We start from the raw sequence: 15,731 nt of genomic DNA on the forward strand, positions 1-15,731 counted from the left end.
GTCAGCCGCGCCGGCGTTGCGAAGTAAAATTAAGGCTGACGATTAGGCTTAATGATCGAAAACCATATGATCATCACTATTTGACCGCTGATCAACGTTCCGTTTCTTGACGGACCGGGCCTCTTATAAGATACGGGTAACATATCTTGACTATGGTGCAAGGCATGTATCGCGCCCTCACAAGAGATATCGAAGTCGTGGTCGAACCGTTCTATCTGGAGGAGCAATCCGATCCGGAGGACGACCGCTATGTCTGGGGTTACCGGATTGTCATCAGCAACAATTCCGGCGTCGCCGTTCGCCTCATCAACCGCTACTGGAACATCACCGATCAGAACGGACAGGTGGACGAAGTGACCGGCCCCGGCGTCGTCGGCGAGCAGCCGCGGCTCAGCCCCGGCGACACCTACGAATATTCCTCCGGCTGCCCGCTCGACACGCCCTCAGGCCTGATGTTCGGCCACTATCAAATGGAAACGGATGAAGGCGAGCTGTTCGACGTCGACATCCCCGCCTTCTCGCTTGACTCGCCGGGGCTGCTGCGCGTGCTGAATTGAGGGCAAGTTCCTCCCGCTCAAGAGATTGCCGAGACCCCGCCCCTCATTCGCCTGCCGGCACCTTCTCCCCGTAAACGGGGCGAAGGGACCATGCCGCGATCGATCTATCCCCACCGACCTCTCGCAGGGCACGTCCCCTCTCCCCGCGAGCGGGGAGAGGGGCAGCTCTCAATGCTAACTGAGCCTATTCCGCCAGCTGAAGCTCGGCTGCTTGGAAGCGGTAGGTGGTCGAGCAGAATTCGCAGGTGACGGATATCTCGCCGTTTTCCTGGCTGGCCTCGATCTCCTCGGCGGTGAAACCCTTCAGCACGTTGCCGATCTTTTCCCGCGAACAGCTGCAGCGGTCGAAGACGGCGCGGGGCTCGAAGACGCGCACGCCGCGCTCGTGGAACAGGCGGAACAAGAGGCGTTCGGTGCCGACCTGCGGATCGGTCAACTCGTCGGCATCGATGGTCTCGACCAGCGAGCGGGCTTCGGTCCAGGCGTCATCCTCGCCATGCGGACGGTCGCCGTTATCGCCGTCGCCGCCGTGGAGATCGGGCTGGCGCATGCGCTCCGGCGCCTCCGGCAGGAACTGGGCGACGAGGCCGCCTGCCCGCCAGCGGTGGCGCGGCTTGCCGGCATCGTCACGGTCGAAGAGTTCGGCCGCAGCCAGGCGCACCCGCGTCGGGATCTGCTCCGACTGGCGGAAATAGACGCCGGCGATCTCCTCGAGCGAGGTGCCGTCGAGCGCGACAATACCCTGATAGGGCTGGGCGAACTTGCCCTGATCGATGGTGAAGGCGAGCACGCCCTTGCCGAGCAGTTGCTCCGGCTCGGTCTCGCCTGAGGCAATCGCCTGGTCGAGCAGCGCCCGATCGAAACGGGCGTAGGCGCGCACGTTCTCCGGCGTCGAGAAATCGGCGACGAGCAGATCGACCGGGCCGTCGCCCTTGGTCTGCACGGTGAACTTGCCGTCGAACTTCAGCGAGGTGCCGAGCAGCACCGTCAGCACGACGACTTCGGCAAGCAGCCGGGCAACAGGCGCGGGATAATGATGGCGCTCGAGGATGGCATCGAGCATGGGGCCGAGCTGGACGGCGCGGCCGCGCACATCCAGACCCTCCACCTGAAAGGGGACGACATGATCATCGCCGGCGAAATCGAACTGGCCGAGGGCGGCTGCAGCTTCTGCCATGGCTTTACTCCTAGTTTCGGGAGCGGCGGCCAAAGTGTCCGGCGCTCGCGCAGTCGGGCCGCAAGCTTATGACTCGCAACATCCGATTATGGTTCAGATCGCGCCCAGGCACCAAGCAAGAATCGATTTCTGCGCATGAAGACGGTTTTCCGCTTCATCGAAGACCACGGATTGCGGGCCGTCGATCACCTCGTCCGTCACTTCCTCACCGCGATGCGCGGGCAGGCAATGCATGAACAATGCATCGCTGCCGGCCTTGGCCATCAAGGCCGCATTGACCTGATAAGGCTGGAAGACGTTGTGACCCCGGGCCCGATGTTCCTGATTCATGGAGACCCAGGTATCGGTCACCACGCAATCGACGCCTTCGACCGCACGGTCGGCATCATGGCAGAGCATGATTTCGGCGCCCTCATTGCGGGCCCAGTTCAGATAGTGATCCTTGGGCTCCGAACCAAGGGGGACGGCCATGTTCATGCGGTAGCCGAAGCGCGCCGCCCCTTCGACCAGCGAATGCAGCACATTGTTGCCGTCGCCGGTCCAGGCGATGGTCTTGCCCTTGATCGGGCCGCGATGCTCCTCGAAGGTCATGATATCGGCCATGATCTGGCAGGGATGGGTATCGTCCGTCAGCGCGTTGATGACAGGCACGGTCGCATGTTCGGCAAGCTCCAGCAGGCGCGAGTGCTCGGTGGTGCGGATCATGATCGCATCGACATAACGCGACAGCACCTTGGCGGTGTCGCCGATCGTCTCGGCGCGGCCGAGCTGCATTTCGGTGCCGGAGAGGAACAGCGTTTCGCCGCCGAGCTGGCGCATGCCCACGTCGAAAGAGACGCGGGTGCGCGTCGACGGCTTCTCGAAGATCATCGCCAGCATCTTGCCGGCGAGCGGCTTGTCGCCCTTGCCGGCCTTGAAGGCCTGCTTGCGGGCGAGCGCGTCGTTCATGATGGTTCTGAGGTCGGCCGATGTGACGGCCGAAAGATCGAGGAAATGTTTAGGAGCCATGTTCTTACCTGTCGTGCGCCCGAAGGCGGCGATCCCTTCAAGCCGTCTTCTTGATCTTGGCGGCGCGGATGCTCTCGGCGGCGCGCTCGAGGCGCACAAGCCCTTCGCGGGCTTCCTCGGCAGTGACCACCAGCGGCGGAAGAAGGCGGATGACGTTGTCGCCGGCCGGCACGCCGAGCAGATGCGCGGCGCGGATCGCCTGCAGCAATTCGGCCGAGGGAACCGCAGCCTTGACGCCGAGAAGAAGCCCTTCGCCTCGGATATCCTCGATCACATCGGGATAACGATCCTTGAGCGAGGCCAGTCCCTGGCGGAAGACGAGCGCGACGTCGCGCACATGCTCAAGGAAGCCATCGGCGAGGATGACGTCGAGCACGGCGCTGCCGACCGCCATGGCCAGCGGATTGCCGCCATAGGTCGAACCATGCGTGCCGGCCTTCATGCCGGAAGCGGCCTCGGCGGTTGCAAGGCAGGCGCCGAGCGGGAAACCGCCGCCGATGCCCTTGGCGACGGCCATGATATCAGGCGTGATGCCGGACCATTCATGGGCAAACAGCTTGCCGGTACGGCCGACGCCCGTCTGCACCTCGTCGAGGATCAGCAGCAGGCCATTTTCGTCGCAGATCCGGCGCAGCGCCTTCATGAATTCGCTGGTGGCGGCACGCACGCCGCCCTCGCCCTGCACCGGCTCGATCAGGATTGCGGCCGTCGCATCGGTAATGGCGGCACGCACGGCATCGATGTCGCCGAACGGCACCTGATCGAAACCCGGCGCCTTGGGGCCGAAACCTTCGAGATATTTCTCCTGGCCGCCGGCGGCGATCGTCGCCAGCGTGCGGCCGTGGAAAGCGCCTTCGAAGGTGATGATATGGAACCTCTCGGGATGGCCCTTGGAAAACTGATAGCGGCGCGCCGTCTTGATGGCGCATTCGAGCGCCTCGGCGCCCGAATTGGTGAAGAACACCTTGTCGGCGAAGGTGGCGTCGGTCAGGCGTTTGGCCAGGCGCTCCTGGCCGGGAATTTCATAGATATTGGAGAGGTGCCAGACCTTGTCGGCCTGCTCCTTCAGCGCCGCGACCACATGCGGGTTGCCGTGGCCGACGGAGGTGACGGCGACCCCGGCGCCGAAATCGAGATAACGCTCGCCGCTCTCGGCGATCAGCCATACGCCCTCGCCTCGCTCGAACCGCAGCGGGGCACGAGAATAGGTGTCGTAAAGCGGCGCGGCTTCAGCCATCGCGGGTCTCCCGTTCAATGTTGTCATGCGCGGATTCCGGCTAACAAAACCAGGTCCGAAAAATCAAAAATGCCGCCTTTCGGCGGCGAGCGGTACTATTTCCTTTTCGCGCTGCAATGTCAACAAAACTGCGGCCTTAGCGTATGCCGCAAGCTTGTACAGGGGCACTTTCGGCCTTCAACAGGCATTATTGCAGAAATGACACGCAGAGGCAGCAAGTTGGGGAAAAACTTGAAATTCGATTCATCCGGATTCCCGCGACTCTTGTCACGGAGTCAGCCTCACACTAGGTTAAAGTTCAATTACTAGACTGCATGCGGCGGAACTAGTCACCAAAATTGATCAAGCGTTTCTTGTTTCGGAGGCTTCCGGGACAACGGTGAGGGATTCTGCCATCACCAACGCAAAAGGTGGAGACAGGGCATGAACTGGACAGACGAGCGGGTCGAGAAACTCAAGAAGCTTTGGGCCGAAGGACTGAGCGCCAGCCAGATTGCTGCGCAGCTTGGCGGGGTCAGCCGAAACGCCGTTATCGGCAAGGTGCACAGGCTCAGCCTTCCCGGCCGCGCCAAGGCCGGCGGCACGGCCACCGCGGCGCGCACGCCGAAGCGCCAGACATCCGCGCCGCGCGCGCCGAACTACGCCTCCCGGATCGCCACCCGCACCGTGACCCGCCAGCAGGGCGCAACCCTGCTGAAGGAAGAGATCGAGATCGATACAGTCGAGGAAATGGAATATGTGCCGAAGGGCAACGTGGTGGTGCCGATTTCCCGCCGCCTCGGCCTGACGGAGCTCACCGAACGCACCTGCAAGTGGCCGGTCGGCGATCCGCTCAAGGAAGATTTCCATTTCTGCGGCTGCGAATCCCCGGACAATTCGCCCTATTGCAGCTATCATCAGAAGCTTGCCTATCAGCCGATCAACGAACGCCGCCGGGCGGCGGCGCGGGTCAGCTGAGCGGACCGGTATAGCCAGACATAAAAAACGGGCCGCCGTTTCTTATTCGAGTGGGAAGTGACCTTTGCGTTTAGCAACCCCCACACTCCGTCATGCCAGGGCTTGACGGAGGAGGTGGCGCCGGGACAAGTCGGCTTTGCAGGCGCGATGGAAAGGTGGTGCCGAGACGCATAAGCCTCGCCGGCGCAACGACGCTGGCTCCGCAGCGGCGACGATGGACGACAAGGCGGGCCTCACAAGCCGTACTGCCGTGCGTTTGGCGGGAACGCCAACCCCACACTCCCTCAGCCTTCAGGCCTCCATCGAATAACCGGCGCCGCGGACGGTGCGGATGACGTCCTGCATGTTGGAGAAATTCAGCGCCTTGCGCAGGCGGCCGACATGGACGTCGACGGTGCGTTCGTCGACATAGATGTCGTGGCCCCAGACGCCGTCCAGCAGCTGCGAACGGGAAAAGACCCGGCCCGGCGACGACATCAGGAATTCCAGCAGCCGGAATTCGGTCGGGCCGAGGCGGACTTCGCGGCTCTTGCGGTGGACACGATGGGTTTCGCGGTCGAGCTCGATATCGCCGCATTTCAGCACCGAGGACAGCACCTCGGGACGGGCCCGACGCAGCATCGCCTTGACGCGGGCGACGAGCTCGGGGGTCGAGAAGGGCTTGACGACGTAATCGTCGGCGCCGGTGGACAGTCCGCGCACACGCTCGCTCTCCTCGCCGCGCGCCGTCAGCATGATGATCGGCAGCCGCTCGGTTTCCGGCCGCATGCGCAGGCGCCGGCAGAGTTCGATGCCGGAGACGCCGGGCAGCATCCAGTCGAGGATGAGAAGGTCGGGCGTGCGCTCCTGAAGCCTGATCTCGGCCTCGTCGCCGCGCAGGATGGTATCGACCTCAAAGCCTTCCGCCTCAAGATTATAGCGAAGAAGCACGCTCAGCGCTTCCTCGTCTTCAACAACTGCCACTCTCGGGATCATGCGTGTCCGTCTCCTCGCGCACAAGCCTTAAACCGGGACGATTTAAGCAGGCGTCCTGCGCAAATTCAGAAATTGGCTGCGACCTCTTTGCGCGCCCCGAACGGGCGCGCACGCAAGTGACTGGTCCGGGCGGCTGACCCGGGCGGCTCGTTCGGAACCATTATTCCGTCGCGGCGCCGACGGTGTTGGCACTGTCATCCTTCGGACGATCGCCTTCCGGCTGGGCGCCCGTCGCCATGTAGTAAATCGTCTCGGCGATGTTGGTGGCATGGTCGCCGATGCGCTCGATGTTCTTGGCGCAAAAGAGCAGATGCGTGCAGCTCGTGATGTTGCGCGGATCTTCCATCATGTAGGTCAAGAGCTCGCGGAACAGCGAGGTGTACATCGCGTCGATCTCGTTGTCGCGTTCGCGGATGGCGGTCGCCTTGTCGGCGGCGCGTGTCGTATAGACGTCGAGCACTTCCTTGAGCTGGACGAGCGCCAGCTCGGAGAGGTGCTCGAGGCCGCGGGCGAGCTTGCGCGGCACGCCTGTGCTCTGCACGGCGATGACGCGCTTGGCGGTGTTCTTGCCGAGGTCGCCGACGCGTTCGAGATCGGCGGCGATGCGGATCGAACCCATGATCTCGCGCAGGTCCGCGGCCATCGGCTGACGGCGGGCGATGGTGACGATCGCCTTGTCGCCAATCTCGCGTTCGGTGTGATCGAGGATCACATCATCGGAAATGACCTTCTGCGCCAGCGCCGTATCGCCGTTGACCAGCGCCCGGACGGATTCCGCGACCATCTGTTCGGCCAGGCCGCCCATTTCGGAAATCCGCCTGGAGAGGAACTTCAGATCATCATCATAGGCGGAATAAATATGTGTCGATGCCATGGGCTTTGTCCTCGAATAACGGAAAGCTTCGTGTCGCCGGGATCAGCCGAAGCGACCCATGATGTAATCCTGGGTGCGCGGATCGTCGGGGTTGGTGAACATCTTGTCGGTGTCGTTCTCCTCGACGAGGTTGCCGAGGTGGAACATGGCGGTGCGCTGCGAAACACGCGCGGCCTGCTGCATGGAGTGGGTGACGATGACGATCGTGTAGTTCTCGCGCAACTCGTGGATCAGCTCCTCGACCTTGGCGGTGGCAATCGGATCAAGGGCCGAGCAGGGTTCGTCCATCAGGATGACCTCCGGGCTGACGGCGACGGCGCGGGCAATGCACAGGCGCTGCTGCTGACCGCCGGAGAGGCCGGTGCCGGATTCGTGCACGCGGTCCTTGACCTCGTTCCACAGGCCGGCGCGCTGCAGGCTGCTCTCGACGATCTGGTCGAGATCGGCCTTCGACTTGGCGAGACCGTGGATGCGCGGGCCGTAGGAGACGTTTTCGTAGATCGACTTCGGGAACGGGTTCGGCTTCTGGAAAACCATGCCGACGCGGGCGCGAAGTTCGACCACGTCGATATCCGGATCATAGATGTCGTCGCTGTCGAGCGTGATCTTGCCGGTGACGCGGCAGCCTTCGATCGTGTCGTTCATGCGGTTGAGGCTTCGCAGGAAGGTCGACTTGCCGCAGCCCGAGGGGCCGATCAGGGCGGTTACGGTGTTTTCGCGGATGTTCAGGTTCACGTCGAAAAGCGCGCGCTTCTCGCCGTAATATACGGAGACATCCTGTCCAATCATTTTATACGGGACGTTGCTCATCTTCTGATCCAGCGCCTTTTCAACTGCAGCTTCCGTCAGCATGTTCATGATGTTTAACTCCGTTTACCAGCGGCGCTCGAAGCGACGACGCAAAAGGATGGCGCCCATGTTCATGACGATCAGGAACAGGAGCAGGACGATGATGGCACCCGAAGTACGCTCCACGAAGGCACGTTCGGCCTCGTTCGCCCACATATAGACCTGCACGGGCAAGGCCGTCGAGGGCTCGAGCGGTGTCGTGGGCGCATTGGCGACGAAGGCGACCATGCCGATCAAGAGCAGCGGCGCGGTTTCGCCAAGCGCGTGCGCCAGGCCGATGATCGTGCCGGTGAGGATGCCGGGCATGGCAAGCGGCAGGACATGGTGGAACACCATCTGCATCTTCGAGGCGCCGAGGCCGAGCGCTGCGGCGCGGATCGAAGGCGGCACGGCGCGCAGAGCCGCGCGGGTGGCGATGATGATCGTCGGCAGGGTCATCAGCGTCAGCACCAGGCCACCGACCAGCGAAGCCGAGCGCGGCAGGCCGATGAAGTTGATGAAGACGGAAAGGCCGAGCAGACCGTAGACGATCGACGGGACGGCGGCGAGATTGTTGATGTTGACCTCGATCAGGTCCGTCAGCCTGTTCTTCGGCGCAAACTCCTCGAGATAGATCGAGGCGGCGACGCCGATCGGCAGCGACAGAACGAGCACGATCAGCATCAAGTAAAGCGAGCCGATGAGGGCAACGCCGAGGCCGGCGGCCTCCGGGCGGCTGGAATTGCCGTTGACGAAGAGGCCGCTGTTGAATTGCTTCTGGAGAACGCCGCCCGCCTTCATCTGGTTCATCCAGTTGACCTGCTTGTCGTTGACCTTGCGGTTCTTCTCATCGACGGAAAGATCGATCTGGCCCTTGTTGGCACTGTCAATATTGGCATCAGCGAGCAGGGTGACATTGACCGTCTTGCCGATGATCGAGGGATCGGCGACGACCAGATCGCGCAGCTGGATCGGCGCGCTCTTGGAGAGCATGGCGGTTGCATCGCGCACATCCGGACGGCTCGATGCATTGATGTTCAGCTGCTTGACGATCGCGTCGCGCAGCAGAACCGGATAGTTGGCGGCGATCAGCACCGAAGGATCGGTCGCCCGCTTGCCGTTCGGATCGATCGTCTTTTCGGCGAATTCGATCGGCAGGGTGATCGTCGTCTGCTGGAAGGCGGTGTAGCCTTTGCCGATCACCGTCCACAGCAGGACGAAGAGAAAGATGAGGCCGAAGGCAATGGCGGCGATGCCGTAGGCCTGGAACCGGCGCTCGGCGGCATAGCGGCGCTTGATGCCGATGTCACGGCGGGCAGGCGCCTTGGAAACGGTGACACCGACGGCGGGAGAAACAATGTTCGTCATTCGTACTGCTCCCGATATTTGCGCACGATGTAGAGCGCATAGATGTTGAGGCTAAGCGTGATGCAGAACAGCGTGATGCCAAGCGCAAAGGCGACCAGCGTCTGCGGCGAGGTGAACTCGAGGTCGCCTGTCAGCTGATTGACGATCTTGACGGTCACCGTGGTCATCGGCTCGAAGGGGTTGATCTGAATGCGGGCGGCAACACCTGCGGCCAGCACGACGATCATGGTTTCGCCGATGGCGCGCGAGGCGGTCATCAGCAGCGCGCCGACGATGCCGGGAAGTGCCGCCGGCAGGACCACCTTCTTGATGGTTTCGGAGCGTGTGGCGCCGAGACCGAGCGAACCGTCGCGCAGCGCCCGCGGTACGGCGGTGATGATGTCGTCCGACAGCGAGGAAACGTAGGGGATCAGCATGATGCCCATGACGATACCGGCGGTCAGAACGCTCTGTGCCTGGATGAAGTTCGAATAGTTGCCGGAGAGCAGGCCGCTGATCTGCGCGGAGAAATCGCGCAGGAAGGGGCCGACGGTGACGAGGGCGAAGAAGCCGTAGACAATCGTCGGGATGCCGGCGAGCACTTCGAGCAGCGGCTTGGAGACGCCGCGCACCTTCGGCGAGGCGTATTCGGCCATGTAGATGGCGGCGAAGAGACCGACCGGCACGGCTACCAGCATGGCGACCAGGCCGATATAAAGCGTGCCGAGCAGGAGCGGGATCAGGCCGAACTGGCCGAAGGACGAGCTGCCGGCGCCGGCAAAGCGCGGATCCCAGACAGTGCCGAAAAAGAAATCGCCGGCGGGAACGACGGCAAAGAAGCGAACCGCTTCCGACAGCATCGACAGCACGATGCCGACCGTCGTCAGGATGGCGATCGAGGAGGCGAGCAGCAGGCCCCAGAGCATGACGCGCTCGACGCGGTTGCGGGCGCGGAAGCGCGGCGCGATGGCGCGCAGCGCATAAAAGGCGCCGGCAACGGCCAGAATGAAGACGATCGCGGTCATGGCGAGGCGGCTCGTCATGCTCATGGAATTGAGCGTCTTGGCGGCCTCGACCATGTATGGCTGCGGCTGGCCGGCGAGCGGCACGCCCTTTTCGCTGAGCTTGGCCTGCAGGGCGGCCGGATCGTTTGCCACCGCGGCGGCTTCGTCCGATGTCAGCATCGTCAGGCCGCGCGCGACCGTCGCCACCATCGAATAGCTCAGATCCTGTTCGACCGCGGCCTGCGCCTTGACCTCGGCAGGGAAAGTGCCGCGCACCGAGGACTGGATGACGCCGGGGCTGACGGAGAGCCAGACGCAGAGGACGACGAGGGCGGGAAGAACCGTCCAGATCGCGGCATAGGCGCCGTAATAGGCCGGCCGGGAATGCAGTGCGGAGGACCTGCCTCCGGCAAGGGCTGCGGCACGGCCGCGCGCGACCAGATAGGCGACGGCGCCGATCGCCACAAGGCACAGAAGTATGACGGATGTGCTCATTCGTTACGTCCCCAGGCCCGTGGCCCCCAAAAAGCGCGGGCGGCTTCATCAGCCTGCCTTCGGCTTCCAATCATGGAGAAGGAATTCAACCCTGCCGCGGAAAGACCGGGACACAGGGCCATAAACGATGCCGGCGCGGGCTTTGAAGCACCGCGCCGGCAAAGTCATTACATGGACTTACCAGCTTCGACGTCCTTGCGGATCGCGTCGCGCTCGGCATCCGGAGCGGCAACGAGGCCGTATTCAGCCAGCGGGCCGTCAGGGCCGATCATCTGGTCGGATACGAAGAAGCTGACGTATTCCTTCAGGCCCGGAACGGCGCCGAGATGTGCCTTCTTGACATAGAAGAACAGCGGGCGGGAAACCGGGTAGGTGCCGTTGGCGATCGTTTCGGTGGACGGAACGATACCGTTCACGCTGGCGACCTTCAGCTTGTCGGCGTTGTTTTCATAGAAGGAAAGGCCGAATACGCCGACGCCGGTCTTGTTGGCCGCGATGCGTGCGAGGGTTTCCGGATAGTCGCCGTCGATGTCGACCGCAGCGCCGTCCTTGCGGACCGCGACGCAAGCCTTGGTCTGGGCGGCCTTGTCGGAGATTTCCTTGGCGATGACGTCGAGAGCGCCCGAAGCCTTGCAGCCGGCGGCAAGAACGTTCTGTTCGAAGACTTCGCGCGTGCCGTGCTTTTCGCCCGGGATATAGGCGGCGATGTCAACGGCCGGGAGCTTCGGATTGACTTCCGACCACTTCTTGTAGGGGTTGGCGACGAGCTTGCCGTCGACGACGACCTGGGCAGCGAGTGCCTTGTAGATGTCGGCCGGAACGTAAGCGACATCAGGGTTGGACGAGTCGGTTGCGAAGACGATGCCGTCATAACCGATCTTGACTTCCTGGACGTCGGTTACGCCGGCGGCCTTGCAGGCTTCGGCCTCGTTCTTGTTGATCGGACGCGAAGCGTTGGCGATGTCGATGGTGTCTTCGCCGACGCCCTTGCAGAATTCCTTCAGGCCAGCGCCCGTGCCGCCGGATTCGACGACCGGCGTCTTGAAGTTGGTGAAGGTCTCGCCGAAGGATTCGGCAACGATCTTGGCGTAAGGCAGGACGGTGGACGAACCAGCGATCTGGATCTGGTCGCGAGCGACGGCTGCGCCAGCGAAGGCGGCAGTTGCAGCGAGCGCGGCAACGGTGAGCTTGAAGGTGTTCATTAGAAATCTCCCGCATTGGGCTTGTGTGAGTGCGGCCTGAGAGGCCCTCGCAGTGCCTTTTTTCATCGGCGGGACTCTCTTAACGCTGTAAGCACCGTCCTTTTATGTCAAACCCGTGAAACATTTGTGACAGGTTAAATCGCTGTTTTACAACGATAAAATTTATGGATCCCGCCTGAACGTGTCGACGGATGGCAAAGTTTGGATCGCGGTTCGACCATGCATTGTAAGTTTACAACACGTGATCCGGCGGTTGCGGAAAGGCATCCTGTCTCCGTCCCACCCTCGACAGGGCACGTCCCCTCTCCCGTCATTGCGGGGAGAGGGGACCACGAGAGATTGCGCCTTAGAAGCGCACCGTAAAATCGGTGCCTTTGCCAACCTCGGACTTGACGATCAGCCGGGCGCGGTGGCGGGTGAGGATATGTTTGACGATGGCAAGGCCAAGGCCGGTGCCTTTCTTCGAGCGGCTGTCCTCGATGCTGACGCGATAGAAGCGTTCCGTCAGACGCGGCACGTGCTCGGCCGGGATGCCCGGCCCCTTGTCGACGATGCTGACCTCCACGGGGCCACCGGCGCCGTTCTTCAGCCAGACATCGACGATCTTGCCTTCCTGGCCATATTTGCAGGCATTCTCCATCAGGTTCTCGAAGACCTGGACAAGCTCGTCACGGTCCCCCAGCACCTCCACCTTGCCGTCGGGCAGATGCAGGTCGATCTCGACGCCGACATCCCTGGCGAGCGGCACCAGCGAGTCGCGGACATGGCCGAGCAGCGGCACCAGGTCGACCTTCTCATCCGGCGCGAGGTGCGATTTCAGCTCCAGGCGGGAGAGCGACAGCAGGTCATCGACCAGTCGGCTCATGCGGGTGGTCTGATCGAGCATAATGCCCAGAAACTGCGCCTGCGCCTTCTGGTCGTTCTTCGCCGGGCCCTGGATCGTCTCGATGAAGCCGCGCAGCGAGGCAAGCGGCGTGCGCAGCTCGTGGCTGGCATTGGCGACGAAATCCGATCGCATGCGGTCGATGCGGCGGACCTCCGATATATCGCGGAAGGACAGGATGAAAAACCGCTCCCGCTCTCCGTCGGCCTGGAACTCGACGGGCGCGCTGCGGACGATATAGACGCGCTCGGACGGCAGCCGCTCGGCATGCTCGATCTGGTTCGGCGCATTGGTGGCGATGGTTTCGCGCACCATGTCGAGCACGCCGGGCGAGCGCAGCCGGGCCGATATATGGGCGCCGAGCGCCACCTCGCCGAAGGCCTTTTCGGCGGCGCGGTTCTGGAACAGCACCGAGGCGTCGTGCGACAGCACCATGGCGGGAATATCGAGCCCGGCAAGCGTGGCAGCAACATCAGGCAGGCGGCTTGGCGGCGCTTGCGGCTCCGCCTCCATCGGCTCGACGGATTCCGCCTTGAGGACTGGCGCCTCGTTGAACAGCGCGGTCAAGATCATGACGAGCAGGAGAACGAGCACGACCCATTTGTTCATCCCGGCGGCAAGGGCGGCGAGCGCGCTGAGGATGGCCGCGAGCAGCACCGGCCGTTCGCGCCGGATGCGCGCCAGCAGGCTTTTTCTCCAGGGGGTTTCGTCTTGCAACTGGGCCTCGCGGCGTCGATTCGTTTCTTTATATTGAACTCTGCCTGATAGCGGCAATTCATGACAGAAGTTTTCGGCTGGCGCCGCTCAAGCGAATGACTGCCGGGCAAACGCGGGAAAAATCACCGGCCAAAAGCGAAAGATTTGATTTTCAACGGCAAATATGTTCGCCTACGGCAAGAGGACACCAGCCCAGGAGGGGCGTATGAGCGAGACTGTCGGAAGCAGGGCGGTGGAGCTTGATATCCACGGCAGGAAGTGCGTCTTCGACGTCGACGATCCGGTCCTGCCGGACTGGGTGGAGGAACACGCGCTGGAGTCCGGCGGGTTTCCCTATAAGAAGAAGCTCAACGAGGAGGACTATCTGGAGCAGCTTACAAAGCTGCAGGTGGAACTCGTCAAGGTGCAGTTCTGGCTGCAGGCGACCGGCAAACGGGTGATGGCGCTGTTCGAGGGGCGCGACGCGGCCGGTAAGGGCGGCGCCATTTCGGCCTCCTCGGCGCATATGAACCCGCGCCTTGCGCGCGCCGTCGCGCTCGCCAAGCCAACCGAGCGCGAGCAGGGGCAATGGTATTTCCAGCGTTATGTCGCGCAGTTCCCGACCGCAGGCGAATTCGTGCTGTTCGACCGCTCCTGGTACAACCGCGCCGGCGTCGAACCGGTCATGGGCTTCTGCACGCCGCAGCAATATGAAGCTTTCCTCAACCAGGCGCCGCAGCTCGAAAAGATCATTGCCCATGAGGGCATCTTCTTCTTCAAATTCTATCTCGATATCGGCCGCGAGATGCAGCTCAAGCGTTTCCACGATCGCAGGCACGATCCGCTGAAAGTCTGGAAGCTTTCATCGATGGATATCGCGGCCCTGACCAAATGGGGCGATTACAGCGAAAAGCGCGACCGCATGCTGAAGGAAACCCATACGGAATTCGCGCCATGGACCGTCATCCGCGCCAATGATAAGCGGCGTGCGCATCTGCAGCTTATCCGGCACATGCTCCACAGGATGGACTATGACGGCAAGGACAAAGCGGCGCTCGGCGAGCGCGACGAGCAGATCATCGGCTCGGGGCCCGGCTTCCTGAAATAGGTCAGTTGCCGCCTCACTGCCCCGGCAGGATGCGGATTGCGAACAGGTTGATGCCGCGCGCCTTGCCGTCGAGATCGCTGTTGATGACAAGCGTGCCGGGCGAATTCGGCGCCAGCGAGCGGTCGAATCTCACCTGCAGCAGCGCATCCGACTTTTCGCGGGTGACGCTGAAGCGATGGCGGGCGCAGTTGCCGAGCGATTGGAAATTGCATTCGACCGTAACCTGCGTCGGCTCGTCGGTGGTCGATTGCAGCGTCAGCGCGATGGTCGAGGATTTGCCGGCAAGCTGCTGCAGCGCCGAGGCGGGAACACTGACCGAGATATTGCCGTCAGCCGCACCGCTTTCGGAAATCAGCCGCACTGCCGGGCCGTCATTCTCGGTGATGTTTTCGGTGCGCGCCCGCGGGCCGCTTGTGATCTTGTCGGCCTCGTCGGGCTTGAACACCGGGATCCAATCGGCCGAAAAACTGTTCTGCGGATCGATGGTCACCGGCTGATCGGTGTGGCTGGCGGCATTGCCGGCGCTGTCGTCATTGCCGGTGAAATCCTCCGGCTGGGTGCTGGCCGGCGGATTGGCGACGCTGGTGTCGCGCTCGGCCGCCGTCAGGAGCAGGCCCGACGTATAGGCCCACCAGGCGCCGATGCCGATGAAGGCGAGCAGCACACACCAGACGAGAAGCCTCGAAAAGAACTTGCGCGGTTTGCGGCGGCCGGCCGCCCGCTCCGGACGGAAATCCATGTTGGCGGCGCGCTGGCCGCGCTGCAGCCGCTCCTCGCCGAGCGGGGCGGCGGAGAGATGATCGGCGGTGCTCGCATGCACGTCGTCAAGGCGCGACTCGTCGCCGCGGTGCATGATCACGTCCGGGCCACGGGTCTCGCCCGCCGCCACCGGGCTGTCGATCAGGCTGTCGATATCGGCCACATCCCCTCGATGAGCCGGCGGCGCCGGCATGTCGACGACCGGTGGCACCGGCACTTCAGGCGGCCGTTGACGCGGGTGAAGACGGTCGCGCTCCTCGCTTTCGATGGCGTGGATGGTGGTTTCCAGGCGATGGCGATGATGGGCGACGGCATCGGCATCGGTGATATCCTGCTTGCGCAGGCCGGCTTCCAACGCCTGGCGGGCCGACTGGTAGATCCTCGCTCGAACCTCCGGATTGTCGCGATCGGCATTTTCGAGCGCTGTTCTGATGGCCGTTTCTAATCCGCTCACGTCAAGTCCTTCACTTCGAACCCGGCATCGGACTGCCGTCCCTGCCGTTCTCTATCAAAATTCGGTAGCGGCAAGCGCGGCAAACCGCAAGCCTTGCAGCCCCGCCGGCCGCTGATCGGCGGCGATATCGCCAGCTTTCGCGGCTCCCGGGCCTTGCCCTCTTCTTTATG

Annotated in this window: 14 protein-coding genes; 3 read left to right on the forward strand and 11 right to left on the reverse strand. The window is 62.9% G+C overall.

What is annotated here, in order from left to right; translation table 11 throughout:
* The first annotated feature begins 164 nt into the window (after window positions 1–164).
* Window positions 165–557: a Co2+/Mg2+ efflux protein ApaG gene (gene apaG, locus J7U39_RS17405; protein WP_009988717.1), complete on the forward strand. Its 393-nt coding sequence runs from the start codon at window positions 165–167 to the stop codon at window positions 555–557.
* 184 nt (window positions 558–741) lie between these two features.
* Here apaG and J7U39_RS17410 read toward each other — a convergent pair whose 3' ends face one another.
* From J7U39_RS17410 to J7U39_RS17420, 3 genes are all read right to left on the reverse strand, one after another.
* On the reverse strand, window positions 742–1,734 hold the full coding sequence (locus J7U39_RS17410; protein ID WP_210629323.1) for an Hsp33 family molecular chaperone: 993 nt from the start codon (window positions 1,732–1,734) through the stop codon (window positions 742–744).
* Between the two features lie 93 nt (window positions 1,735–1,827).
* On the reverse strand, window positions 1,828–2,742 hold the full coding sequence (gene argF, locus J7U39_RS17415) for an ornithine carbamoyltransferase (RefSeq protein WP_210629324.1): 915 nt from the start codon (window positions 2,740–2,742) through the stop codon (window positions 1,828–1,830).
* Between the two features lie 37 nt (window positions 2,743–2,779).
* A complete protein-coding gene (locus J7U39_RS17420) occupies window positions 2,780–3,979 on the reverse strand; it encodes an aspartate aminotransferase family protein (RefSeq protein ID WP_210629325.1) in 1,200 nt (399 codons plus the stop codon).
* A gap of 423 nt (window positions 3,980–4,402) precedes the next feature.
* On the opposite strand from J7U39_RS17420, the gene J7U39_RS17425 reads away from it, so the two are divergent.
* On the forward strand, window positions 4,403–4,936 hold the full coding sequence (locus tag J7U39_RS17425; RefSeq protein ID WP_210629326.1) for a GcrA family cell cycle regulator: 534 nt from the start codon (window positions 4,403–4,405) through the stop codon (window positions 4,934–4,936).
* A gap of 291 nt (window positions 4,937–5,227) precedes the next feature.
* On the opposite strand, the gene phoB is transcribed toward J7U39_RS17425, so the two are convergent.
* The 7 genes from phoB to phoR all read right to left on the reverse strand — a co-directional run bounded on the left by phoB (window position 5,228) and on the right by phoR (window position 13,228).
* On the reverse strand, window positions 5,228–5,911 hold the full coding sequence (phoB, locus tag J7U39_RS17430) for a phosphate regulon transcriptional regulator PhoB (RefSeq protein WP_004672768.1): 684 nt from the start codon (window positions 5,909–5,911) through the stop codon (window positions 5,228–5,230).
* A 160-nt stretch (window positions 5,912–6,071) separates the two neighbouring features.
* On the reverse strand, window positions 6,072–6,785 hold the full coding sequence (gene phoU, locus J7U39_RS17435) for a phosphate signaling complex protein PhoU (RefSeq protein ID WP_004672769.1): 714 nt from the start codon (window positions 6,783–6,785) through the stop codon (window positions 6,072–6,074).
* Between the two features lie 42 nt (window positions 6,786–6,827).
* Window positions 6,828–7,643, reverse strand: coding sequence for a phosphate ABC transporter ATP-binding protein PstB (gene pstB, locus J7U39_RS17440; RefSeq protein ID WP_085776826.1), 816 nt, complete (start codon window positions 7,641–7,643; stop codon window positions 6,828–6,830).
* Between the two features lie 15 nt (window positions 7,644–7,658).
* Complete coding sequence (gene pstA / locus J7U39_RS17445) at window positions 7,659–8,981, reverse strand: phosphate ABC transporter permease PstA (protein ID WP_210629327.1); 1,323 nt, start codon at window positions 8,979–8,981, stop codon at window positions 7,659–7,661.
* On the reverse strand, window positions 8,978–10,459 hold the full coding sequence (gene pstC / locus J7U39_RS17450) for a phosphate ABC transporter permease subunit PstC (RefSeq protein WP_210629328.1): 1,482 nt from the start codon (window positions 10,457–10,459) through the stop codon (window positions 8,978–8,980). Before pstC ends, pstA begins: the two co-directional genes overlap by 4 nt.
* Before the next feature lie 167 nt (window positions 10,460–10,626).
* On the reverse strand, window positions 10,627–11,661 hold the full coding sequence (locus J7U39_RS17455) for a substrate-binding domain-containing protein (protein ID WP_210629329.1): 1,035 nt from the start codon (window positions 11,659–11,661) through the stop codon (window positions 10,627–10,629).
* A gap of 346 nt (window positions 11,662–12,007) precedes the next feature.
* Window positions 12,008–13,228 carry a phosphate regulon sensor histidine kinase PhoR gene (gene phoR / locus J7U39_RS17460; protein WP_210631698.1) on the reverse strand — a complete coding sequence of 407 codons (1,221 nt, stop codon included), beginning with the start codon at window positions 13,226–13,228 and terminating at the stop codon, window positions 12,008–12,010.
* A gap of 238 nt (window positions 13,229–13,466) precedes the next feature.
* Between phoR and ppk2 the strand changes: the two genes are divergently transcribed.
* The gene (gene ppk2, locus J7U39_RS17465; RefSeq protein WP_210629330.1) at window positions 13,467–14,348 is read left to right on the forward strand and encodes a polyphosphate kinase 2; all 882 of its coding nucleotides are present in this window, start codon (window positions 13,467–13,469) and stop codon (window positions 14,346–14,348) included.
* A gap of 13 nt (window positions 14,349–14,361) precedes the next feature.
* On the opposite strand, the gene J7U39_RS17470 is transcribed toward ppk2, so the two are convergent.
* Window positions 14,362–15,561 (reverse strand): regulator, encoded by a 1,200-nt coding sequence (locus J7U39_RS17470; protein WP_210629331.1) that lies wholly within the window; start codon window positions 15,559–15,561, stop codon window positions 14,362–14,364.
* Between the last annotated feature and the right edge of the window lie 170 nt (window positions 15,562–15,731).

It is taken from the genome of Rhizobium sp. NLR16a, assembly GCF_017948245.1.
Classification (GTDB): Bacteria; Pseudomonadota; Alphaproteobacteria; order Rhizobiales; family Rhizobiaceae; genus Rhizobium.